Here is a 20,176-nt window from a genome sequence, read left to right on the forward strand (position 1 = left end):
TGCCGCCTTCATCCGCTTCGTCGCATGCGTGCGTCCGCCATCGGTCCGCTGCCGGGGGAGCGCCTCCCTGCCTTCCTTGCGCACGCCAGCAGCGTGGTGCTTGACCGCGAGCGAGGAGACCGCATCGGGGTGGCGTTCATCCTTTTGGACGGCTTGCGCCTCGCAGGCGGGGCGATGCCGCCGCGTGCCGTAGCGCGATCGCCTCGTCCTCGCGCAGCGGCCTCACGCCACCGCGTACCCGGCGCGGCGGATCCAGGCCCCGCGTCGGGTCGCTCTCGCACAGGCCCAGCTCGCGCGCACTGTGGAAGCGCATCCGCAGCACGCTGCGGCGCAGGTGCCGGGTGGGCGAGCGCGGCCTGGCGATCACGCGTTGGTTTCTGGGAGCCGTGTACTGCGCACCAGCTTGTCTTCGCCCGCGCTCGCGAGGTACTGACCGTCCGGATAGAAGGCCACCGCGTTCACTGAGCGTTTGTGTTTGACCTGCAACAGCGACTCCCCCGTGGCGGCCCGCCACACGCCTACGGCACCGTCCTCGCCCCCGGTGGCGATCAGGCTGCTGTCCGGGCTGAACGCCAGGGCTCTCAGGCCGCTGCGGTGCTCGATACAGAAGAGCGGGGTCCACGTTTCCGTCTCCCATACCTGGGCAGTTCGGTCCTCGCCGCAGGTCGCAAGTCTCCGTCCATCGGGAGAGAACGCAACACCGAGTACCAAATCCTCGTGAGGGATCTGCGCCTTTCGCTCGCCCGTGTCCACGTTCCAGACGTAGGCGCTTCTGTCATCGCATGCTGTGAGCAGGAGCCGTCCGTCAGGACTGAACATGACGTCTCTGACCGCGCGGGTATGACGCACGGTCAATATCTTTGCACCGGAACCGAGATCCCAGATATGGGCCGAGGCTCCCGCACTCCCGGTGGCCAGGTATCTCGCGCTGAAATCGAAGTCCACTGCATTGACGAAATGCTCGTGCGTCAGCTCCAGTGAGAGGTGACCGGTCGCCATGTCCCAGACGCGCGCGATGTTGTCCGTGCTGCCGGTGGCCAGTCTTCTACCGTCGGCGCTGAAGGCGATCGCGTTCACCATCGTGCTCCAACCGCCGAGCCGACGGTCCCATGTCACCTGGCCGGTGGTGACGTCCCAGATCCGCACCAACTTACGAGCTCCAGTGGCAAGCAGCCGGCCCTGTGGATGGACGGCCATGCTCACAACCCAATGATCCGTGTCGATCTCTGATCGTGGTGCGATGCCGACGAGGGGAGATTTGAGGGATGGGGTGATCGGCGGGGCGGATTGCCCAGCGGGTTCTCCACCCTGCTTTTCCTTCTCCAGCTGGTTGATCTCCTCGACTGTCGTCCTGGGGGGAGTGCTCTTTCTCGGCTGGGTGAAGTCGAAGAGATGGGCATCGCTGCTGCGTTGGTACAGGACGGGTGTGAAGCACTCAAGGCTGTCGTCCTTGTCCGCCCGCAATGCGATGCGGCCCGTGCGCACTGCCTCGTCGACCGGCCGGTTGGCCGCGAGGGCCAGGTAGAGGTTCCTGGAGAACAGAACGGCCCCCTTGTCGGTGACAGGGAACTGCATGGCCACGACTGCGGGCACGGTGTGTTCCAGTTCGGCCGCCGTACTGGAGAACAGCTCCTGTGCGTTCGACGTTCCTGTCTCACAGCTGTTGAGCACGACGAGGCGTGGCGCGGGCTCGGCGACGCTGATGAGCGAGCCGAGAACCTCTGCGTGCAGCGGGTCTTCCCGCCCCATCTCATCGGCGAAGAGGATCATTCCTTGGCGGCGGCGTTCGTCGAACCGCCCGTGACCGATGAAGTGGAGGACATGGCAGCCGCCGAGGAGCGCTTGGTGGAGGTGTTGTTTGGTCTGGCCCGGCACCCAGTCGAGCTGTACCGTGCCTTCGTCGATGAGCGGCTTCAGCGCGGTGCTCAGGCTCTCCTGCTCGGCCTCTGCGTCCAGCGCGCCCAGCGAGCCGGGAAGAGCCACCATGCCCAGGATGCGAAGAGGCGGCTCCACTCGAAGCGGCGAAACCGGCTCCAGGACTTCGACGTAGCGGATGATCGGGTGATGCAGACACAGGTAGCCACCGAGCTTCGTGTCGTAAAGAAGCTCCCAGGGCAGCGCGGCGAGTTCAGGTGAGCGGACCCGAAGAACGAGTCGTAGCCTTTGGTCGTGATCTTTCGCCTTCTGCCTGCTGGAGAGGTAGAGCGCCTTGATTGCGTTTTGAAATACCGAGTTGAACAGAGTGCCGCCGATCTGCCGGACAGGCATCTCGAGTTCGCTTCCCGCACCTCGCGAGCGCGCCGCGGAGCCGAGAACCGCTGCCTTCAGCGCGGGGAGCCTGCTCAGCAGCTCGTGAGCATCGAGGTCGACAAGGGCACGGTCCTCACCGCACGGCGACGACACCTCGATGCTGTAGCCACCGGGCGCCTCGCTCATCTCGACCACGAAGTCGAACTCCGTCGGCATGGCGTCCTGCTCCCTCCGGCCGGGTCAGTGCGTTCCCGCGGGGGGCTGGACAGGTGTCGCAGCTGTGGAGTTCGTCGGCTCTACGGGATGCGAGACGTTGTCGACCCAGTCGACGAATTGGGAAAAGGATTGGGGATCATTATGGGCGGCTTGCACGATGATATTGAATCGTTGATCCGTGTAACTGACCGATGCGACGCCGTCAGGGGATTCCCCACAGGCCTCGTCGCCGATTGTGTCGGACGCGTCACCCAGGGTGTAAGTCGTGTTGGAACCCTTCTGGAAGTCTTCCTTGCTGGAACATTCGGTTCCAGGGAGCTTCTCCGGATCGACGGTCTTAGCCCAGTAGTCCTGCATGGCTTTCCCATCCGGGAACATGATGTAGTAGGCGTCTTGGTTCGGCATGTCGTCGCGCGCGTCGCTGCACATCATTTGAACCGCCCCTTTGGGGGCTTCGACCTGCTCTTCGCAGTTAAGATTACCCGTCACCTCGGGAGGAATGTGGGCTTTGAGGTCCGCCAGCGAGGGACCGTGCTTCTCCGTCTCAAGCGCCAGGAGCAACCCTCCGGTGGCAAGCAGCAACGCACCGAGAACGGCGAGGATGATGCGGGGCGCCCGGTGCATCTTCGGGATGGTCATCAAGCGCCGCGAGATGCCGCTACCGATCAGTGCGAGCACCAGGAGGAGAATGCCGATGACGATGAGTATGATCTTGATGGCGAGAGGCATCGCTCAACTCCTTCATGAGTGAGACCACCTGCTTCGCGGCCGAAGCCCGTCGGCCCCGACCTCGCCTTGGAGTTACGCGTGCGGCGAATAGCAGAACCATCAACTACATCCGCCACTTGGTGATTTCCGATATTCCGTGCTAATCCATACTCTATGAGTATCGTGGAGTTCGCGCTACAAGACGGCAGCACGGTGCTGGTCAAGGTCGCCGATGAGCAGGCTCAGAGCCCTGTCATTACCCGAGGCGCCTCGACGTCCGCGGTCATTGAACGGGCGGAGGGGACGTTCGAGTCCGTCATGGACGCCGTTCGGGCAGTGACCCGTGGTGTGGCCGCACAAGTAGAGGACTTCGTGCAGCGGCCGGACGCGCTCACGGTGGAGTTCGGTATCGAGTTGAGTGCTCAAGCAGGGGCCGTCATCACGACAGCTGGAGCCTCTGCTCACCTGAAGGTCAGCCTGACGTGGAACAAAACGTGATCAGCAGTCACCGATCAGTCCTCAACTCAATGAGGGAACTGCGTATTTCGGGGTTTTTCCAGTTGAACTGGCGATGTCGAGGGGGCAGGGCAGGGTGGTGATCAGCCCGGTCTCGACCGGGAGGCCGTCAATGAGCTGCGGCCGGTACTGAATCTTGGGCAGGCCTTGTCCGGTTGTCCGTAGGGGTGATCGGGGTCAGGGGTGGCGACGTTGGCCCGGTTCTCTCGTCGCAGCCTTGCCGGCATGGAGCCGTCGCGGCTAGGAGCCACCTGCGGGAGAGAGAGCCCTTCCGGCAGGCAGCCAAGCGCCTCGCAACGGCATACGCCCTCGGCCCACCCAGCCCCATGCGCTGGGCCACCCTTGATGGGCGCGTCACCGCAGAACCGGAAGAGGAGTCACCGAATACCTGGCACGACGCTCGCGTGTACATCGCCCACATCGGCACCCCACGAGGTGACGGCGGACGAGCGATGGCGTCCCGCTGAGTGGTGTAGCCGGTCGCGGGCCGAGAACGCGCGGGTGACGGTGGCCTCTGTCGCCCAGGGGATCCGCTACTGGATGACCTCGTAGATCTGCTTGTAGCCGGATACCGCGTTGCTGTTAAACGTATCGATCAGTGACTGGGCGTTCTCATCTGGATTCACGAAGAACGCTCGCTCCATGGTGAAGTACTGGTCGAGGCTGTCGAATTCCCATTGGCAGACGACTGTATCCATGGGGCCGGCGTAATCGACGTAGATTCGCCGGTTCGCGTACCCGGCCTCTTCAAACACCTTGGTGAGGGTCTTGAACGCCGCCACGATCTCCGGCGCCTTCCCACGTTCAGCTTGGTAGACCTCGCGCATCATGTACATGATGTGATCCTGCTTTCCTGCTCGAGCAGTAATCGACTAGCAGGCGCTGTTTTTCATGCTAAGTCATCAAAATGTCGCCCGCATGACGAGCGAGGTCCGGCTATCAGCAGCGTGATCTGGACGTCTCCTGTCTTGGCCATAGTCTGGCTGTACGCCCTCCCTGCACCTCGGGTTCCCGGTGAGTCCGGCCCACGCCCCGACAAGCTGGGACTCGGCGGTGCCCGCATCGTCCTGTCCTACCTCATCGCACGGGACGGTTCCCGCTGTGGCATCTGCCAACCACGGGTCGTGTCTCGCCGAGTGGCGCAGTCACTGGCCGAGCTGATTCGGTTCAGGCGCGGGAAGCCGGCGGTCGTTCTCGGTGGGGTGGGCGGTGAGGAGTTCGGCCATGGCGGTTTCGGAGAGGTAGTGGCGGTCGAAGACCTGCCACTCGTCGTGCAGTTCGGCCAGAACCGCGGCTGCGAGCCGGCCGAGGGCGGCGGGGTTGGGGAAGACCTGGACGACGTCGGCCCGCCGCTTGATCTCCCGGTTCAGCCGCTCCAGAGGGTTGGTGCTCCAGATCTTCTTCCAGTGCGCTGGCGGGAAGTCCGCGAACGCGGTGATATCCCCAGCGGCGTTCAGCCGCATGGTCCTGACCTGGGGGAACTGCCGTCCGAGCATGTCGGCGACTACGTGCGGCTGGGTGCGGACGGCCCCGGCGGTGGTCTGCGCGAAGATGGTGCGGATGGTGGCCGCCATTTCCGGGCCCAGAAGCTCAACTTGCTGCTGGATTTCGATTTCTGAGTTTTCATCAAGCCCCACGGTGACCCGGCGGTGTCAGCACACTCTTCACCGACCTCGTCGCTGCGACGGTCCTCACTGGGTCGTCAACGCTGCCCCGCGAGGAATCTTGAGAGTCGGACCGAAGCGCTGAGGCCGTGAAGCAGACAGGCGCTGTCCCGGAACCGACACCCGATGGCTCCCTGATGAGTACCATCCAGCCACAACGTCCACGAGCGGAATGAGACTTACCGTGCCCGAGCAGACGGCCCCCGCAGGCGGATCCAGGACTCTCGAGGAGCAGTACAGCGCGCAGCTGGCCGCTGACCTGGACCGTATCGAGAGCGAGCAGAGGCAGATCACCGCCGAGGTGGAGGCATTGCAGGCGCGCCTGCTCATTCTGCGCAGGGACCACACTCTGCTCCTGAACATGCAGGAATCGCTGGGCCGCACCAAGCCCGGGCCGGTCGTCACCGACGACCACCATGACGAACCGGCTGACTCGAAGGCGAACACGAAAACGCCGGGCCCTCGCGAAAGCCGGATCCCCGCCGCACGAGCAGGCGGCGCGAAGACCACGGCCTCTCCCAAGACCAGGAAGACGAAGGAGCCGGTGGCCGCCGGGGAGCAGGCGCCGAAGAAGGCGAAGGAGCCGCTGCATGCACTCGTCAGCGCGGTTTTGGCGGAGCAGAAAGAGCCCCGCTCGGCTGTCGAGATCGCCGCTGCTGTGTCTGCGGCGTACCCCGAACGAGAGGTGAAGCCCCCGCTCGTGCGCAACGCACTGGAAACTCTCGTTTCCCGAGGAGGCGCCGAACGCGCACGCCAGAAGCGCGCCGTGTTCTACTCGGCGGTTCCGGTAGATGCCATGCACAGCGCCGGCGAGACGGTTGAGGATCAGGCCAGCGATGCGGAACTACCGGCCTGAGGGACGGTAAGCGCATCTACGAGCGCAATGAGCAGGGCGGGCTCCGTCCGACCTGTGCCAGGAGGGTTCCGTATCGTAGGCGCGAAGGTTGCTCAAAATGTTCGGGGGCTGGGTGCGAATCGCAGATCACGCTGGATGGGACCGGGACTTTCCGGTGAAGTACCTCCTGATCAAGGAGGACGAAGACGGCGTGGAACAGTTTTGGGGGAGGTGCGCGGGCGTCGAAGGGTTGTTCGTCGACCGAGTCCCACCGCCACGGGAGGTCCTTGTTCTCCGCGGATGCAGCCCTGACGGCCCGCTGAACCATGCCCTTGCCGAGCCCGAGGTCTCGCTCCAGGGGCTGGGCGACTTGTGCGTCGAGGTCTGGGACGACGAGCGGCCCGTGCAGTGGTGGGCTCTCGTCGATACGGTTGTGGTGGCCCATCAGCCCCACCCGGCCGACCCTGCGCGGTACGACATCGTGCTCGGCGCCGGCGTCAGGAGCGAGGAGAGCTTCTTCGAACTGCCTGCGGCGCCCCGCTTCGAGCTCTTCGCGGGAACGACGGTCGCTACTGCAAGTGCAGGGCGGTGCTCCGCCGTGGACGGCCTGTTCAAGTCGCGAGCGGACCCGGTCCCCGTCCCGATGGAGCTGATCGGCTGCGAGCCTGCGGAGCCCCTACTCGCGGCGCTGCGGCGACCCCGTCGTTGGGAGCGGGATTGGGTTCGTCTTCTGGTGCTGGATCGCCATGGTGCCGTGATGGCCTCCCGCACCGTGGGCCTGGGGATCACCGGAGCGCACCCGTCCGTGCTCGGCGGCACGCTCGTCGACATCACCCTCACCGACGGTGGCGACGATCGACCATCGCCGGCGGCTCGCCCGATCTGGGAGAAGTGGTACGAGGGTGCGCCGGCAGAGCCCAACATGTGGGCACCGTACGACTCGCAGGGCAGGGCCGATTGGTTGGATCTGACCACTCGGGCCTGGCGGGTGCCTGTGCCCCGGCCGGATCGGTCCGGCGGTGAGCACCATCTCGACGGCCGGTTCGTCACGGATGTTCCCGGGCTGCACTGCGCGATCGCCGAGGCTCTGCTCGGGCCCGGCCGCTACTTCGGCCGGGAGTGGAACGCCTTCAAGGACTGCCTGGGCGGTGGATTCGGAGTGGCCCCGCCTTTCACCTTGACCTGGCACGAATCCGAGGTCGCACGCCGCGCGCTGGCGGACGTGGTGGAGGATCCGGAGGGCAAGCTCTCCTACTTCGAGGAGATCGTGCGACTCCTCGAACGGCGCGGCGTCACGGTCGTGCTCCGGTGAGCCGCAGGCACCCGAGCGAAAAGGACTCCAGGACGGGCTGAGCAAGCTTCAGCGCCTGCGGTTGCCGGGCGCGAGCAGGCTGGTGACCTCAGCGATCGCCTCCGGGGACGGCTTGGAGCAGCGGCGGACGTTCTCCGCCTTGTGCCGCGACCTTGCCATCAGCACCAGCGGGCTGGTCCCGGCCTCACCAAGGTGGGTCAGGCCGGATTGTGTGTCACGGGATTCACTCTGTGGAGTGCGGGTGTTGATGCGTCGCGGTGAACCGTGCGTGGTGGTCAGACCGGTGTCAACGCTGTCCGGCCTGACCGTCGCCATGTTCGATCGGGGGCATGCCGGACCGGTACTGCACGGTTCATCCTCGATGATGTTCGCCCGCGCTACGCGGAGGGAGGGGCGGCCTCGTGTCGCTCCCGGGCGGGTACCTCGATGAGGGTGCGGTAGTAGTGGGGCAGGAAGGGTTTACCGACCGCGGCCCCCTCGGCTTCGACCCAGGCATGCGCGTCGAAGGGTGGCGCGCAGCGGATCCCGACGCACCAGGTGGGCCATTGGCCGCGCACGCGGCACAGCAGGACGGTCGACAAGGACCGCGGCAGGCATCCTTGGTGTCCGGCGCAGGCCGGACTGACCGCGACCACGGTCTCGCGAGCGGCTGCGGTTTCCTCGATGGTGGCTGGCCGGGCGCCGTGGTTCCCCAGGCTCAGCACGGAACGGATGCGCTGAGGCGAACGGGTGGCCAGCACGCGTGCGGCACTCACCAAGGCGCGCCAGGATCCGGCGTGGAAACGGTACGGATCCCGGTCCGTAGGCGACGGCTTGCGGAATGCTCACGGAGTCCCCCTCCGCCGCGGCCCGGAACGCTGTGCTGCTGGGGCATCCGCTTCTTCGATGATCAGTCCGACCGAGCGCAGCCGGCCGAGGATCTCCAGGACGTCCTGCCGGGCGGTGTCGGCGTCGATCGCGTACTGCCGGGTGATCTCGGCGACCGCTTGGTCGAGGGGTCTGCCGTCCAGCAGGGTGCGCAGGGCCAGGGTGCCGGTCGGGTTGAGTCTGGAGTACTGCCCGCTGGCCTGGTCCAGCAGGGCGAGTCCGTAGTCGGTGTCGGTGGTGACCACGCCGCTGCGCGGCTTGAGTGTCATGTGTCCGGTCCTCGGCTCGTCGGGAAACGTTCGAGCCCGCGCAGCCATACCTCGCAGGCCACGGTCTGGCAGGGTGGGCGCCGCGGCGATCGTACGCATTCAGCAGGTCGAACAGCTGCCGATGGAGCCGCTCGGCCCGACCACTGCGGCGCCCCGGTCCCGGGCCGCCGAACACCCTGTTTCCCTCGCCTTCGAGCAGGTGCGCTTCCGTTACCGTCCCGAGCTGCCGGAGGTTCATCGCGGCGTCAGCTTCACCGTTCCGTCCCGTGGCATGACCGCCTTGGTCGGGCCATCGGGCGCGGGCAAGACCACGGTCTTCTCCCTTGCCGAACGGTTCTACGACCCCGATTCCGGAGGCGTGATCATCGACGGCAAGGACGTGGCCGAGTGGCCGGTCGGCGAACTGCGTGCCGCCATCGGCTATGTCGAGCAGGACTCGCCCGTCCTGCCCGGCACTCTGCGCGAGAATCTCCTCTTCGGCGTCCCGGCCGCCGGTGAGGAACTGCGCGCGGTATTACGATCCACCCGGCTCGACACCTTGGAGGCGAGCCTGCCCGAAGGGCTGGACACCCTGGTCGGCCATCGCGGCACCAAGCTCTCCGGGGGCGAACGGCAAAGGGTGGCCATCGCCCGCGCGATCCTCGGACGCCCCCGGCTGCTCCTGCTCGACGAGGTCACCTCCCAGCTCGACGCGGTCAACGAGGCCGCCCTCCGGGCCACCATCACCGAGGCCGCCCGTACCACCACCGTGCTCGTGGTCGCTCACCGACTGTCCACCGTGATCACGGCCGACCGCATCGTGGTCATGAACCGCGGCCGCGTACGGTCGATCGGCACCCACACCGAACTCCTGACCGCCGACCCGTTCTACGCGGAACTCGCCGCCACCCAGCTCCTCACGCCGAGAAGAGAGTGACCGTAGCGCCTCTCCTATGGAGAGCCGGCCGTCAACCCACCGCCGGCGTACCGTCCTGCTTCCCGGTGGGAACGCTCCGGCGCCAGGGCAGCTTGTACGCGCCGCCGCAGATCCGGCACCGCGCGCGGCAGAGGCGGCGGCCGGGCCGAAGTTCTCGCTGGGCCGGGCCGGGAGCCCTCGGCCCTCGATCTTCGCAACCGGCTCCGGCGTTTCGCAGAGGCAGAAGTCCAGCCGGACCACCTCCGCGCGCTGGTCCGTCGGCCGTTTCGGTGCCCCGTAGGCTTACCGGCTGAAGTGCCTGAGCCCGAGCTCGTCGCCGAACAGCCACAGCATCCCGGCCGGCAGCAGGTACGCCTGCCCCCGCAGCAGACGCCGCGACGGGTTGAACACCGCGAACGGCACCCCCTCGCCGTCAACCAGCGGGATACCGCCTGCCCAGCAGGGATCGGCCACGCTCGGCTCGCTGAACAAGCCCGCCTATCGTCCCCCCCTGGCCTGGATCGTGCTCCGGCTCTGCGAGGGCGTCGACGATCAGGATGTGGGGGCGGGAGAGATGGTCGGCCCAATAGGAGTCGCCGTAGTCACGCCGGCCGGCTGCGGACACCTCCGGCAGATACCAGGCGATCTGGGTGAATCCCGCGCTCACCAGCGCCTGTTCCTGGGCCTTGAGCGACCAGCAGCGGGCTTCGGCGCCAATGGTGCGGCCGGCAGTGCGCGTTGTGATGCGCACGGGGGCTCCTTCGGTGCCGCGGTGGTCGGTGGTCAGCGTGATGCTGTAATGGCAGTAGGCCGGGGGCGGTATTGAAGCCGGGGTTGAGATGTTCACGAGTTTTGGTTCTGGCTCAACTTCTGTGCTGCGGTAACGCTACGTAGTCGATGCGAGCGTGTGCGCTTTACGTCCAGACGACGCATCCTCGCTGCGCGAGGAGATCGAGTAGGCGCTGCGCCGGCTCGATGGTGTTCCAGCGCAAATCCAACTTTTCGAGTGAGGAGAGTCTGGGCAGCCAGTCAGGCAATGTGCGGAGTCTGTTGCTCCGTAGGTCGAGGTGGCGGAGCCGTGGGAGTTCCGCCAGGACCTCCGGGAGGTCTGTCAGCGCGTTCTCCCGCAGGTCAAGGTGGCGTAGATCGGTCAGGTCGGTGAAAGATTCTGGTAGGCGGGTGAGCATGTTGCCTCGTAGCCATAGCTCGCGGAGCTTGTCGAGGCAGCCGATCGATTCGGGGAGTGCGGTCAGTTGATTGCGCTCGGCTCGAAGTTCCACCAGCTCCGTCATCGTGCCGATGGTCGTTGGCAAACGGGTGAGTTGGTTGTCGCCGACGTTGAGGTATCGGAGCGCCTTGAGCCGACCTAGTGATCGGGGAAGCTCTGTGAGCCGGTTGTCATGCAGGTACAGGTACTGAGTGAGAGGTAGTTCAGTCAGCTCATGGGGGATCGAGGCGAGTCTGTTGTGGCCCAGATCCAGGGTTTGCAGCTGCCTCAAATGTGCGATCTTGGGTGAGATCTGCGTCAGCGCGTTGTCCGCGAGGATCAGCACGTGCAGTTCGGTGCGCTGCCACAGCGCCTCTGGTAACACCCCGAGTTGACGCTTCCACAGACTCAGTGTCGTTGTCATGCCGACTTGCCTCCAAGTTGATGGGACTCGCTGCCCTGCAGCCTATGGCCGGTGCTGACATCGTCACGCGAGGAGGACACGCTTCCGGAGGAGGCGGAAGCCAGCCCGTCCGAACATCTGACGCTTGAGCATCTTGATGCGGTTGACGTGACCTTCGACAACGCCGGAGTTCCAGGGCAGGGTGAGGCCGGCGATGACGGCGTCGCGGTCACGGTCGATGCCTGCGGCGAGGGTATGCAGGCTAGGCAGGTCGTCCTGCCGGACGGCGTCGAGCCAGTCGGGCAGGTGCTCGCCCTGGCGCTCGGTGAGCATGGTGGCGAAGAAGCGGACGTGCCCGGTAAGGGCGTCGAGTTCGGGGCAGTGCGTCCGGACGGCTTTGAGCTGGAGTTGCTCGGTCTCGGTGAGGGTGTCCGGACGGCGGAGGATCCACCCGGCGACGGCCCGGGGCGAGGGCGGCCGGGCAGTCACTGGCAGCGGTGAGATGCGCTTGTCGTGCACGGCCGCTGGAGTTACTGCTGATGCCTGGATCGACGGTGTTGGAGCCAACGCGGATCTCATGGCGCTTGCCAATGGCCACGCGCAGCAGTGCTTCATCGGGACGGCAAAGGGATTGGTCGACCTGCTGACCGTCCCGCTACTCGAAGCAGCGCCGCCCGTACGGGTCAAGCGCGGCCGCCGCCCGTCGCCGCCCCGACATCGTGCTCGGCGGCCGTGGCTACGACCACGACAAGTACCGCCGCCTCGTCCGCACGCTCGGCGTGAAACCGCTGATCGCCCGCCGGGGCACCGAGCACGGCTCCGGCCTCGGAACCCAACGCTGAGTCGTGGAACGCGCATTTGCCCACCTGCACTTGTTGCGCCGCCTGCGGATCCGCTGGGAGATCCGCGACGACATCCACGAAGCCTTCCTCACCCTCGGATGTGCGCTGATCTGCTGGCGTCGGCTGGTTCAGCTCGGGCAGAGCTGTCCGTAATGGGTCTACTTCGACGACAGCTGACGGACGCGCTCCAAGTACCGGCGCTGTCCTTCGACCCAGCCGTCCGGCAGATCCACCGGGACGGCCATGGCTGTCCCGGAGGCCCATGCAGGAGACGTTCTGGACGTCTTCAGGTGCTCCGGGGTTCCGGGACGGGGCTGGCGTGTGACATCTCATGCGCGCAAGCACACGCCCCCGTCGAGCGCGCTTCTTGGCGCCCTTTTCAGGCGATTGTTTTAACGCTCCGGGCGGACTGACGCGATGGGTGCCTCGCCGCGCAGTGCCTGCTGGATCCGCTCGACGGTCATTGTGGTGACGGACATGAGCCGGTCGGCGGGAACCGGCGTCCCCTGCTTCCAGGTGTATTTGATGCTCGCGATCACGGACCCCTGCCGGACGTTGATTCCGCGACCTTCCCAGCTCTGGCCCGGGGAGATTTCAAAGCCGTCGATCTGATCGCCGGGCGGATTCTTCCCGACCTCGTCCTCGGTCCCTGCGCCGGCGAACAACTCTGCGGCCTTCTGGGGCGTGGTGAAGGAGATCAGCCGGACGGACAGTTCCTGGTCCTGCATGTTCGTGTACGCGGCGATGCCGAACGAGACTGCCTGGGCGCACCACTTGGCCTGCCACTCCTCGGACTGGCAGATGGTGGGGTCGTAGGAGTCCCACGCCTTCCGGTTACGCGGCTGCGCGACGTCTGCGGGGACGCTGAACTGATCCGGCAGCGCGCGCTCGAGCCGCGGGGCGTCGAGGATCAACTCGACCGGCTTGGGCGGCTTGGTGGCCTTGGCGGGGTTGCCGGGCTGGGGATCGGACCCGTTGTCCGCGCTGCAGCCGGTGGACAGGGCGACGGTCGCGAGGGCAAGGGCCAGGCAGGCGGTCGCAGTCTTGGTGCGCAGTGGCCGCGGGCGTGCGCCGTGTCTGTGCGTGTACATGATCAACAACGATACGGCCCGGTCGTTCGGGGGTGCCCGGCGGACCAGGGGACGCTTCCGCGCGCCATTGGCCGCGCCGGGTTTCCGCCATCGCGACTCGGCCGAGACAGGACACCGGCAGCTGCCCGGTGGAGCCCTCTTAGGCGCCGCGGCACGGCGGACGGCATGCGGAGGGCCCCGGCCAGGGAGAGGCGCTGACACGCTGGGCCGGACCAGATGGGTGGTGGAGCGAACCTTGTGCGCCACGAGGCGCTCTGTTGCAAGCGCAGAACGGTGTAGGGATCAGTTAAGGGGTGGTGGCCACACCGGCGTGCAGGAGGGGCTACGGCGTGGTGGCTTCCAGGATCAGCGCCTGCGGTGCGCGGAGGTACGCGGACCAGTAGGCCTCCCCGAGGAGCTCTCGGCCCTGGGGCGACACGGCCAGAGGCGTCCAGGCCGTGCGAGCGAACCCTGCCGCGCGGGCGGCTCTTTCATAGGTGTCGCGCGACCACCAGTGCGCGGTGACGTGCAACCGCCCGCCACTGGGGAGGGTCGCGTCCAGGGTGACGGGGGCGCCCTCCCGCTCGTCCGGCTGCGTCAGGGTGAAGCCGTAGGGGGCGTAGTAGGCGGTACCCCGCCCGTAGTCCGGGTTGAGCGTGACGGCGACGAGGCGGCCTCCGGCGGGGCGCAGCGCGCGGCGTGCCGTGGCGAGGACGGCGGTCAGCTCCTGCTCGGAGCGGGCGTAGCACAGGACGTAGACACTCAGGACGAGGTCGGTGGTGCCTTCGGTGCCGTCCGTGACCGGCCGGGTGGCGTCGGTGTGCACGTACCGGGCGCCGACCGGTCGTGCTCGTTCGACGGCCCGTGCCGTGGCGAGCATGCCTGCGGAGCAGTCGACGCCGGTGACGCGGGCCGCGCCCCATGCCGCCAGGCGGCGGGTGTAGAGCCCCGAGCCGCATCCGAGGTCGAGGGCGTTGAGTCCCGTGATGTCGCCGACGGCCTTCCGGACCGAGTGGTGTTCCAGGTGTTCGCGGAAGGGCAGCCGGGCCGATTCCTCGTAGAGACCGCCCAGGGCGTCGAAAGCGTCCGTCCCCTCGGTCGCGTCCACCGTGTTCAGGTCGCTCGCACTCAGGTCGCCCATAGGGGGTTCATCTCCAGACGACGGGCAGGGCGGCGGGCCGGACGAACATGGAGGTGGTGTCCCAGGCGATTTCCCGGGGTGACACGGCGAGCTCCAGGTCGGGCAGCCGCTCGAACAGGGCGCGGTAGGCGATGGTCAGAGTGGTACGTGCCTGGGCGGCGCCGAGGCAGTAGTGGGGGCCCGCTCCGAAGGTGGGATCGGCGTTCTCCTGCCGCTGGACGTTGAACCTGGATGGGTTGCGGTAGTGGGCGGGATCCCAGGTGGCGCCGAGCATCGTGGCGCATACGGCGTCGCCTTCCCGGATGAGGGTGCCGTGCAGTTCGACGTCCTCCAGGGCGATGCGCGGCAGCCCGAGGACGCCGTTGTGGTGGTAGCGCAGCACCTCCTCGACCGCGTCCGGCCACAGGGCCGGGTCCGCGAGGCAGCGCAGGAGCTGTCCACGGTGGAGCAGGAGTGTCAGGGGGCCGGTGGCCATGGGGGAGACCAGCGATTCCACGCTGGTGACGAGGAGGTAGGAGGCTGTCCCGTAGAGCTCTTCCTCCGTGATGACGCCGGCCTCGTATGCCGTCAGAAGCGCGCCCAGGGGGTCGTCGCGGCCGGACGGATCAGCGCGGCGATGGTCGACGGTCCGCCGAGTGAAGTCGCTGACGGCCGCGGTCGCGGCGGCCACGTCCGCGCTGTCGTCGGCGAAGCTCGTCTGCGTGGCGAACCCCGCCGCGGCCTGTTCCCACAGCGGCCGGGGAATCCGTAGGAGGGCACAGGCCAGCCGGGGCGGGAGGGGAGCGGCGAAGGCCTCCATGAGGTCGCAGGGGTTGGGACCGCAGGCCACCTTGTCGAGAGCCTCGTCGACCAGCGCGCGGATCACCGGCCGGCAGCGCGCGACCGCCGTACGCGTGTAGTAGGGGGCGAGGACCTGGCGGAGACGGGTGTGGTCGGGCGGGTCGAGGTTGAAGAGGGAACCGGGCACGGCGGTGAAGTCCTCGCCGACCACCCGTGGAGCCCCCGCGAAGGCGAGCCTGCGCGAGAAGCGCCGGTCGGCCAGGACGGAGCGGATGTCGTCCCCGCGCGTGAGCATCCAGGCCCGTGCTCCGGACGGCAACAGGACGGGGCAGACCGGCCGGTGGGCCCGCGCCCAGTGGATGACGGGCGGCGGCGTGCCCATGGGGCCGAGGGTGAACGGGTAGCGCAGGGGCAGGGAAGGCGCGGTCGGCGGCATCGGCAGGACGGTCACAGAGCCGAGACCTCCCGACCTTGCGCTCCCCGTACATCCTGGACCTCTTCTGCCGCGTCGCCGGGGGACGGCCGCCCTGCGGGTGCGACGACGAAGCCCTGCCCCGGGGCGGGACGCAGCGCGGCGTCGTCCTGCAGGAGCGACTCGATGAGCGGTGTGCGCCGGTGGTAGACGAGGACCGAGGAGGCGACGCCGAAGATCCCGGGCGAGTCGAGCATGACCGGCAGCTCCGCCCAGGCGTAACGGGCCGCGGTGTCCAGCCGCTCCTCGGACAGCTCTGGTTCCTGCTCCGGCTCGGGCTGCGACGCGGTCCGCGCGTGTGCGGCGAGCGCTCCGGCGACGGCGGCACGGGCAACGGCCCGGCAAGCCGTACGGACGCCTGGATCCTGGTGGTACGTGTGCTCCACCGTGCGACGAAGCTGCAGGTATCGCGGCCGCGCCGCCAGAGAGGTGCCCGTATGGACCCGGCCCTCCCCGCACCCGGCCCGCAGAAGCGCGCGCTGCGCCGGCCCGCGGAGCTTCTTGACCGCCCGACGCGCCCGGCCGACTGCCACGGACGGCTCCACTCCGGCCGCGATCAGGGTGTAGGCCGCCTCGTAGCTCGGAATGAACACATCCACCCTGCGGAAGGCGCCGACGGCCCACTCCACGAGCGTCTCGACTCGCCGCGCCGTGAAGTAGCCGTTCCACGGTGACAGACCGATCAGGGCGTGCTCGGCCGCCAGGAGGTGGCGCCCGCACTGTTCGGTGTAGGGGAGCGTGCGAAAAGAGGACTTGGTCTCCATGGGGCTCCGTGGGGTCTTCGTGGGTCTGGTGGGGTCTCCATGGCGGGGCGGACCGTCCGATGATGAATTCCGAAAATCGCAGTCCGATGGGGAAATGGTGACGCAACGCCCACGTCAGGGCCCGCATCACACGCCGGGTGCGCCCCAGCCCTCTGGGCGCCGACGCATTCGGGTGGCTTCGCGCGTATCCCGCGTACGGGGAAACGGGGCGGGAGATCCTTCAGAGAGCTGCGACGGGTGCACATCGAGGAAGGAAATCGGCATGCTGGGAGACAAACTGAACCCCGGGGAACTCGTCCGTTTCGGTGAAGGGCGGGGTGAATACCACCTGACGTCCCGTGCGGCCACCGCCCTGCAAGAGGCCGGGATCACCTTGCAGGCGCTGTCCCCTGGCGAAGCGCACAGCAACGGAAACGGTGGAGTGTCGCTGCCCATCACCGGCGGGGGCATCAACCCGGATTTCTCCCAGGGCAAGCTGCAGTGCAAGGGTGGATTCGACTTCACTCACAGCAACGGCCGAAGGCTGCAGATCCGCGATCACTGGGCGGACGCGGCGGCCTCGCGCTACTACGCCACCGTCGACGGGCGCGAAGTGCCCTGGCTCGCCTTCCGCCTGGACCCGCAGGCCCTGTCGCTGACCCCTGCCCGGCTCACGGCGAAACTCCCGGTCACGCTGACCGAGGAGGGCGCCGCCCTGTTCACGGAGGTGCTGGGCGTCTCCCCGGTCTCCGCGGGCGAGCACCTCTTCGACACGGAAGGTCAGGTTTCGCTGGCGACGACGCCGTTGGGTATCTGACGGAGGCGGTCTTCCGAGGACAGCAGTGCTCGCTGTCTGGAGTGAACCGACAAGCAACCTTGGCGGAGGGTGCTGGACGCCTTCGAACAGCGCAATGCGCTCGCTGTACTGCCGGCCACGCCTTCCCGGTCGCCCGTTTCGGGACGGAAGCGGAAGCGCGAACATCGCAGGCAGGGCGTTCGGCAAGGATCCAGAGGTTATGCAGGCATCCTGCCGATCGCCCCTATGGACCCTGCATGTATTCAGCATCCGCGGCCTCGTGAGCACTGTCGGTCAATCATGCGCACCGTACGAGCAAATTCACGTAGCCATGAACATTGATTACTTTCAGTAACTGTCGGTTGTGGCGGCTCTTCCGTACTCAGACGGTACGCGTGCTCCATGGTCCGGGGTATGGGCGCTACGGAGCCGGGACATCGGCCGCATCGGACGCAGGGCCGGCGCGGGGCCATAGCCGGATCGCGGCGACGGTGATCAAGCCCTGCGATCTGTGATCGGTGCGTCCCGCTGGGTCGCCGCCTTGGGCCTGTGGGCCGATCCGCGCACACTGGAACTATGCGCGAAATGATCGTCGGCGCGACGGCGGAGCGTGAGGATCTGCTCGCGGCAGCCGTCGTCGAAGCCGTCGAAGGAACCGGCGCTTACGCGGGGAGCGCGTTTCTCCGCTCCCGCGACCGCCGGTCGATCATTCTCGCCGCGACGTGCGGGGTGCCACCCTCGCTGCTCGGTGGCTGGCGCCTCATTCCGGTGAGCAGCCCCATCCCGGTCGCCGTGGCGTACAGCTCCGGGCGCACGGTCCACCTGGCCGACGCGGACGAGACGATGCGCCGGTACTCGCAGCTCGCGGTGGCTCTTCCGTACGCCTTCGGCTCCTGCTCCGTGCCGGTGGCCGCGGGTGGGGAGACCTTCGGGGCTCTGTCGATCGTCTGGGGGGCGTCACCTGGCAGCGAAGGGTTGTCCAAGGCCCAACGCCGCCACGTGCGGAGCGTCGCCAACCGGCTCGGTGGCTCCCTCGCCGCCCTCCGCACCCGTACCGGCGATCCCGTCGAGTGCGACCCGCAGACGATTCCCGTCGAGAACCCAGCCCCCTCGGCACCGGCCGTGCGGGCCGGCCTGTTCGACTGGGACCTCGTTACCGGCACCCTCACCGTCGACGACGAGCTCTGCGCGATCTTCGGTCTCGACCCCCGCGCTTTCGACGGACGAGAAGAAACGCTTGCTTCCCGCCTGCACCCCGGCGACCGCGGCGCCCTTCGGACGACCGCCCGCGCGGCAGCCGCCGAGGGGCGGATCAACGCGCGGCGCCTACGCATACGGGATCGCGGAGACAGCGGCGAGGGGTATCGCACGGTCGAGGTGTGGGGCCGCGTACCGGAGGGCGACGACGCACGGGCGCGTACCCACCTGGTCGGCACAGTCGTCGACGCGCAGGCCGGCAGCGCGGCCGTCGCCGCGGTCGAACGGCTGCGAGACGGGCTGTTCTCCCTCGCCCCCGACGGGCGGGTCACCTACGCCAACCACAGCGCCGTGCAGCTGCTGGGCGTACGCGACGACGAGTTGCTGGGCCAGTTCCTCTCGGACGTGCTGCCGTGGCTGTCCGATCCCGACGTCGAGTACCAGCACCGGTCCGCGATGGTCTCGCAGGCGCCGGTCTCCTTCCTGGCCTGCCGACCGCCCGACCGGTGGCTCGCCTTCTCCCTCCACCCGGAAGCGGACGGAGCAACCGGCCGAGTGGTGCCCTGCGGCCATCCGCCCTCGCCCTCGACGCCATCCGCCTCCTCGGCCGAGACAGCAACCGCTGCCACACCGGCGCGCTTGGGCGTCATGTACCACGTCCTGCAGCTGGGCAGCGCGCTGACCGAGGCGGTCACCGCCCGCGAAGTCTGCGAAGTCGTCTCCGACCAGCTCCTACCGGCCTTCGGAGGCCAGCAACTGGCGATCTACGTGGTGCGCGACGGAACCATGCACCTGCTCTTTCACACCGGCCACCACGCGGACTTCCTCGACTGGTTGGAGGGCATGCCACTGCATGCGAGCCTGCCCGGTACGGAGACCCTGACCTCCGGTGCTCCGCTCTTCATCGAGTCGCAGCAGGACCTCTCCGAGGACTACCCGGGCATCCCCACGGGCGCGGTGAGCTCCTGGGCGTATCTGCCACTGATCGCCTCCAGCCGCCCCGTCGGCACCTGTGTCCTCGGCTTCGACGAGGCCCACCAGTTCACGGAGAAGGACCGCGGTGTCCTGACCGCACTCGCCGGGCTGATCGCCCAGGCCCTGGAACGAGCGCGGCTGTACGACTCGGAGTTCGCCCTCGCGCGCGGCCTGCAGCGGGCGCTCCTGCCGCACCGGCTGCCAGCAGTCCCCGGCATCCGCACCATCGCGCGCTATCTGCCCGGCACCAGCGGAATGGACATCGGTGGCGACTGGTACGACGTCATCCCCACGGGCGGTGGGGTCTATCTCGTCATCGGAGACGTGGAGGGACACAGCATCGCCGCCGCGGCCACCATGGCCCAGATGCGCAGCGCCGTACGGGCCTTCGCGGCAGTAGGCCATACACCCGGCGACGTGATGGCGGGCGTCAACCGAACCCTCGTCGACCTCGACCCCGGGCTGCTGGCCAGCTGCTGCTACATCCGCCTCGAACCCCACGGCCACCACGCCTACGCCGTCACCGCCGGCCACCCCCCGCCCCTGCTCCGCCGTCCCGACGGGACGACCGACGCCCTCGAACTGGACGCCGGCCCAGTCCTCGGCGTGGATCGCGCAAGCGCCTATTCAGCAACCCGGATCGACCTACCGCCAGGATCAATCCTCGCTCTCTACACCGACGGACTGGTCGAAGAACGCGACGCCGACATCGACGTGGGCATCGACCGCCTGCGAACGTCCCTGGCCCACGCCCCTGCGGACTCACTGGACGAACTCGCCAACCGGCTTCTGGCCAACGCCCGAGGCTCCCCGTACCGAGCCGACGACATCGCCCTGCTGCTCACCGAGTTCGGTTCCGGTCACGGCGCTGAGGTGACACCTCAGAGCGGTGCCACTCTCACCGACCCGGCACAACGCTGAGGCCGACGCTGAACTCGCCTGCGGTCGTGATCAGTGATGTCGGGCTGGATCGGCCTGACCGAGCTCAGCGTCGGCGACACCGCGCTCTTCGTGGAGC

General features: G+C 67.6%; 17 protein-coding genes and 5 pseudogenes. 7 read left to right on the plus strand and 15 right to left on the minus strand.

Going from position 1 to position 20,176, the window contains the following annotated elements; translation table 11 throughout:
• Window positions 1-136: 136 nt before the first annotated feature.
• Genes ACZ303_RS30515 through ACZ303_RS30525 form a run of 3 tightly spaced genes read right to left on the minus strand, consistent with a single transcriptional unit; the run spans window position 137 to window position 3,195 of the window.
• Complete coding sequence (locus tag ACZ303_RS30515) at window positions 137-367, minus strand: hypothetical protein (protein WP_467343719.1); 231 nt, start codon at window positions 365-367, stop codon at window positions 137-139.
• The gene (locus tag ACZ303_RS30520; RefSeq protein ID WP_467343720.1) at window positions 364-2,466 is read right to left on the minus strand and encodes a CHAT domain-containing WD40 repeat protein; all 2,103 of its coding nucleotides are present in this window, start codon (window positions 2,464-2,466) and stop codon (window positions 364-366) included. Before ACZ303_RS30520 ends, ACZ303_RS30515 begins: the two co-directional genes overlap by 4 nt.
• 24 nt (window positions 2,467-2,490) lie before the next feature.
• Entirely contained in the window at window positions 2,491-3,195 is a 705-nt protein-coding gene (locus ACZ303_RS30525) for a hypothetical protein (protein ID WP_467343721.1), read from the minus strand.
• Window positions 3,196-3,348: 153 nt separating this feature from the next.
• Between ACZ303_RS30525 and ACZ303_RS30530 the strand changes: the two genes are divergently transcribed.
• A complete protein-coding gene (locus ACZ303_RS30530) occupies window positions 3,349-3,672 on the plus strand; it encodes a CU044_2847 family protein (protein WP_467343722.1) in 324 nt (107 codons plus the stop codon).
• A gap of 551 nt (window positions 3,673-4,223) precedes the next feature.
• Here the strand turns inward: ACZ303_RS30530 and ACZ303_RS30535 are convergent.
• Both ACZ303_RS30535 and ACZ303_RS30540 read right to left on the minus strand, forming a co-directional pair.
• Window positions 4,224-4,526, minus strand: a complete 303-nt coding sequence (locus tag ACZ303_RS30535; protein WP_467343723.1) for a hypothetical protein — start codon at window positions 4,524-4,526, stop codon at window positions 4,224-4,226.
• Between the two features lie 309 nt (window positions 4,527-4,835).
• Window positions 4,836-5,264 (minus strand): annotated as a pseudogene (locus tag ACZ303_RS30540) (transposase); the annotation flags it as partial.
• Window positions 5,265-5,538: 274 nt separating this feature from the next.
• Between ACZ303_RS30540 and ACZ303_RS30545 the strand changes: the two are divergent.
• Window positions 5,539-6,210 (plus strand): hypothetical protein, encoded by a 672-nt coding sequence (locus ACZ303_RS30545; RefSeq protein ID WP_467343724.1) that lies wholly within the window; start codon window positions 5,539-5,541, stop codon window positions 6,208-6,210.
• 154 nt (window positions 6,211-6,364) lie between these two features.
• Complete coding sequence (locus ACZ303_RS30550; RefSeq protein ID WP_467343725.1) at window positions 6,365-7,501, plus strand: barstar family protein; 1,137 nt, start codon at window positions 6,365-6,367, stop codon at window positions 7,499-7,501.
• A gap of 48 nt (window positions 7,502-7,549) precedes the next feature.
• On the opposite strand, the pseudogene ACZ303_RS30555 reads toward ACZ303_RS30550, so the two are convergent.
• The 3 genes and pseudogenes from ACZ303_RS30555 to ACZ303_RS30565 form a co-directional block, all read right to left on the minus strand.
• A pseudogene (locus ACZ303_RS30555) lies at window positions 7,550-7,708 on the minus strand (site-specific integrase); the annotation flags it as partial.
• Window positions 7,709-7,878: 170 nt separating this feature from the next.
• Window positions 7,879-8,256, minus strand: a complete 378-nt coding sequence (locus ACZ303_RS30560) for a lasso peptide biosynthesis B2 protein (RefSeq protein WP_467343726.1) — start codon at window positions 8,254-8,256, stop codon at window positions 7,879-7,881.
• A gap of 69 nt (window positions 8,257-8,325) precedes the next feature.
• The gene (locus ACZ303_RS30565; RefSeq protein ID WP_467343727.1) at window positions 8,326-8,637 is read right to left on the minus strand and encodes a lasso peptide biosynthesis PqqD family chaperone; all 312 of its coding nucleotides are present in this window, start codon (window positions 8,635-8,637) and stop codon (window positions 8,326-8,328) included.
• Window positions 8,638-8,707: 70 nt separating this feature from the next.
• Here ACZ303_RS30565 and ACZ303_RS30570 point away from each other — a divergent pair.
• Window positions 8,708-9,553: pseudogene (locus ACZ303_RS30570) on the plus strand (ABC transporter ATP-binding protein); the annotation flags it as partial.
• Between the two features lie 412 nt (window positions 9,554-9,965).
• Here ACZ303_RS30570 and ACZ303_RS30575 read toward each other — a convergent pair.
• The 3 genes and pseudogenes from ACZ303_RS30575 to ACZ303_RS30585 form a co-directional block, all read right to left on the minus strand.
• A complete protein-coding gene (locus tag ACZ303_RS30575; RefSeq protein WP_467343728.1) occupies window positions 9,966-10,379 on the minus strand; it encodes a hypothetical protein in 414 nt (137 codons plus the stop codon).
• 67 nt (window positions 10,380-10,446) lie between these two features.
• On the minus strand, window positions 10,447-11,163 hold the full coding sequence (locus ACZ303_RS30580) for a leucine-rich repeat domain-containing protein (protein WP_467343729.1): 717 nt from the start codon (window positions 11,161-11,163) through the stop codon (window positions 10,447-10,449).
• A 63-nt stretch (window positions 11,164-11,226) separates the two neighbouring features.
• A pseudogene (locus tag ACZ303_RS30585) lies at window positions 11,227-11,610 on the minus strand (ISL3 family transposase); the annotation flags it as partial.
• A gap of 181 nt (window positions 11,611-11,791) precedes the next feature.
• On the opposite strand from ACZ303_RS30585, the pseudogene ACZ303_RS30590 reads away from it, so the two are divergent.
• Window positions 11,792-12,137 (plus strand): annotated as a pseudogene (locus ACZ303_RS30590) (transposase family protein); the annotation flags it as partial.
• A gap of 239 nt (window positions 12,138-12,376) precedes the next feature.
• On the opposite strand, the gene ACZ303_RS30595 reads toward ACZ303_RS30590, so the two are convergent.
• The 4 genes from ACZ303_RS30595 to ACZ303_RS30610 all read right to left on the minus strand — a co-directional run bounded on the left by ACZ303_RS30595 (window position 12,377) and on the right by ACZ303_RS30610 (window position 16,211).
• Window positions 12,377-13,075: a hypothetical protein gene (locus tag ACZ303_RS30595; RefSeq protein ID WP_467343730.1), complete on the minus strand. Its 699-nt coding sequence runs from the start codon at window positions 13,073-13,075 to the stop codon at window positions 12,377-12,379.
• Between the two features lie 322 nt (window positions 13,076-13,397).
• Window positions 13,398-14,195: a class I SAM-dependent methyltransferase gene (locus ACZ303_RS30600; RefSeq protein ID WP_467343731.1), complete on the minus strand. Its 798-nt coding sequence runs from the start codon at window positions 14,193-14,195 to the stop codon at window positions 13,398-13,400.
• 7 nt (window positions 14,196-14,202) lie between these two features.
• Window positions 14,203-15,426, minus strand: a complete 1,224-nt coding sequence (locus tag ACZ303_RS30605; protein WP_467343732.1) for a cytochrome P450 — start codon at window positions 15,424-15,426, stop codon at window positions 14,203-14,205.
• On the minus strand, window positions 15,423-16,211 hold the full coding sequence (locus ACZ303_RS30610) for a tRNA-dependent cyclodipeptide synthase (RefSeq protein WP_467343733.1): 789 nt from the start codon (window positions 16,209-16,211) through the stop codon (window positions 15,423-15,425). The genes ACZ303_RS30605 and ACZ303_RS30610 overlap by 4 nt, the downstream gene beginning before the upstream one ends.
• Window positions 16,212-16,473: 262 nt before the next feature.
• Here ACZ303_RS30610 and ACZ303_RS30615 point away from each other — a divergent pair, with 262 nt between their 5' ends.
• Together ACZ303_RS30615 and ACZ303_RS30620 are read left to right on the plus strand one after the other, a co-directional pair.
• The gene (locus ACZ303_RS30615) at window positions 16,474-17,007 is read left to right on the plus strand and encodes a hypothetical protein (protein ID WP_467343734.1); all 534 of its coding nucleotides are present in this window, start codon (window positions 16,474-16,476) and stop codon (window positions 17,005-17,007) included.
• Between the two features lie 555 nt (window positions 17,008-17,562).
• Window positions 17,563-20,079 carry a SpoIIE family protein phosphatase gene (locus ACZ303_RS30620; RefSeq protein WP_467343735.1) on the plus strand — a complete coding sequence of 839 codons (2,517 nt, stop codon included), beginning with the start codon at window positions 17,563-17,565 and terminating at the stop codon, window positions 20,077-20,079.
• Window positions 20,080-20,176 lie beyond the last annotated feature (97 nt).

It is taken from the genome of Streptomyces sp. NPDC023527 (assembly GCF_055560115.1).

What these genes read in the sequence shown, in the direction of transcription:
- ACZ303_RS30525 (WP_467343721.1), bottom strand. Translation starts at nt 3,195, where the DNA reads ATGCCTCTCGCCATCAAGATCATACTCATCGTCATCGGCATTCTCCTC.
- ACZ303_RS30610 (WP_467343733.1), bottom strand. Translation starts at nt 16,211, where the DNA reads ATGGAGACCAAGTCCTCTTTTCGCACGCTCCCCTACACCGAACAGTGC.
- ACZ303_RS30535 (WP_467343723.1), bottom strand. Translation starts at nt 4,526, where the DNA reads ATGTACATGATGCGCGAGGTCTACCAAGCTGAACGTGGGAAGGCGCCG.
- ACZ303_RS30565 (WP_467343727.1), bottom strand. Translation starts at nt 8,637, where the DNA reads ATGACACTCAAGCCGCGCAGCGGCGTGGTCACCACCGACACCGACTAC.
- ACZ303_RS30600 (WP_467343731.1), bottom strand. Translation starts at nt 14,195, where the DNA reads ATGGGCGACCTGAGTGCGAGCGACCTGAACACGGTGGACGCGACCGAG.
- ACZ303_RS30580 (WP_467343729.1), bottom strand. Translation starts at nt 11,163, where the DNA reads ATGACAACGACACTGAGTCTGTGGAAGCGTCAACTCGGGGTGTTACCA.
- ACZ303_RS30530 (WP_467343722.1), top strand. Translation starts at nt 3,349, where the DNA reads ATGAGTATCGTGGAGTTCGCGCTACAAGACGGCAGCACGGTGCTGGTC.
- ACZ303_RS30620 (WP_467343735.1), top strand. Translation starts at nt 17,563, where the DNA reads ATGCGCGAAATGATCGTCGGCGCGACGGCGGAGCGTGAGGATCTGCTC.
- ACZ303_RS30595 (WP_467343730.1), bottom strand. Translation starts at nt 13,075, where the DNA reads ATGTACACGCACAGACACGGCGCACGCCCGCGGCCACTGCGCACCAAG.
- ACZ303_RS30520 (WP_467343720.1), bottom strand. Translation starts at nt 2,466, where the DNA reads ATGCCGACGGAGTTCGACTTCGTGGTCGAGATGAGCGAGGCGCCCGGT.
- ACZ303_RS30615 (WP_467343734.1), top strand. Translation starts at nt 16,474, where the DNA reads ATGCTGGGAGACAAACTGAACCCCGGGGAACTCGTCCGTTTCGGTGAA.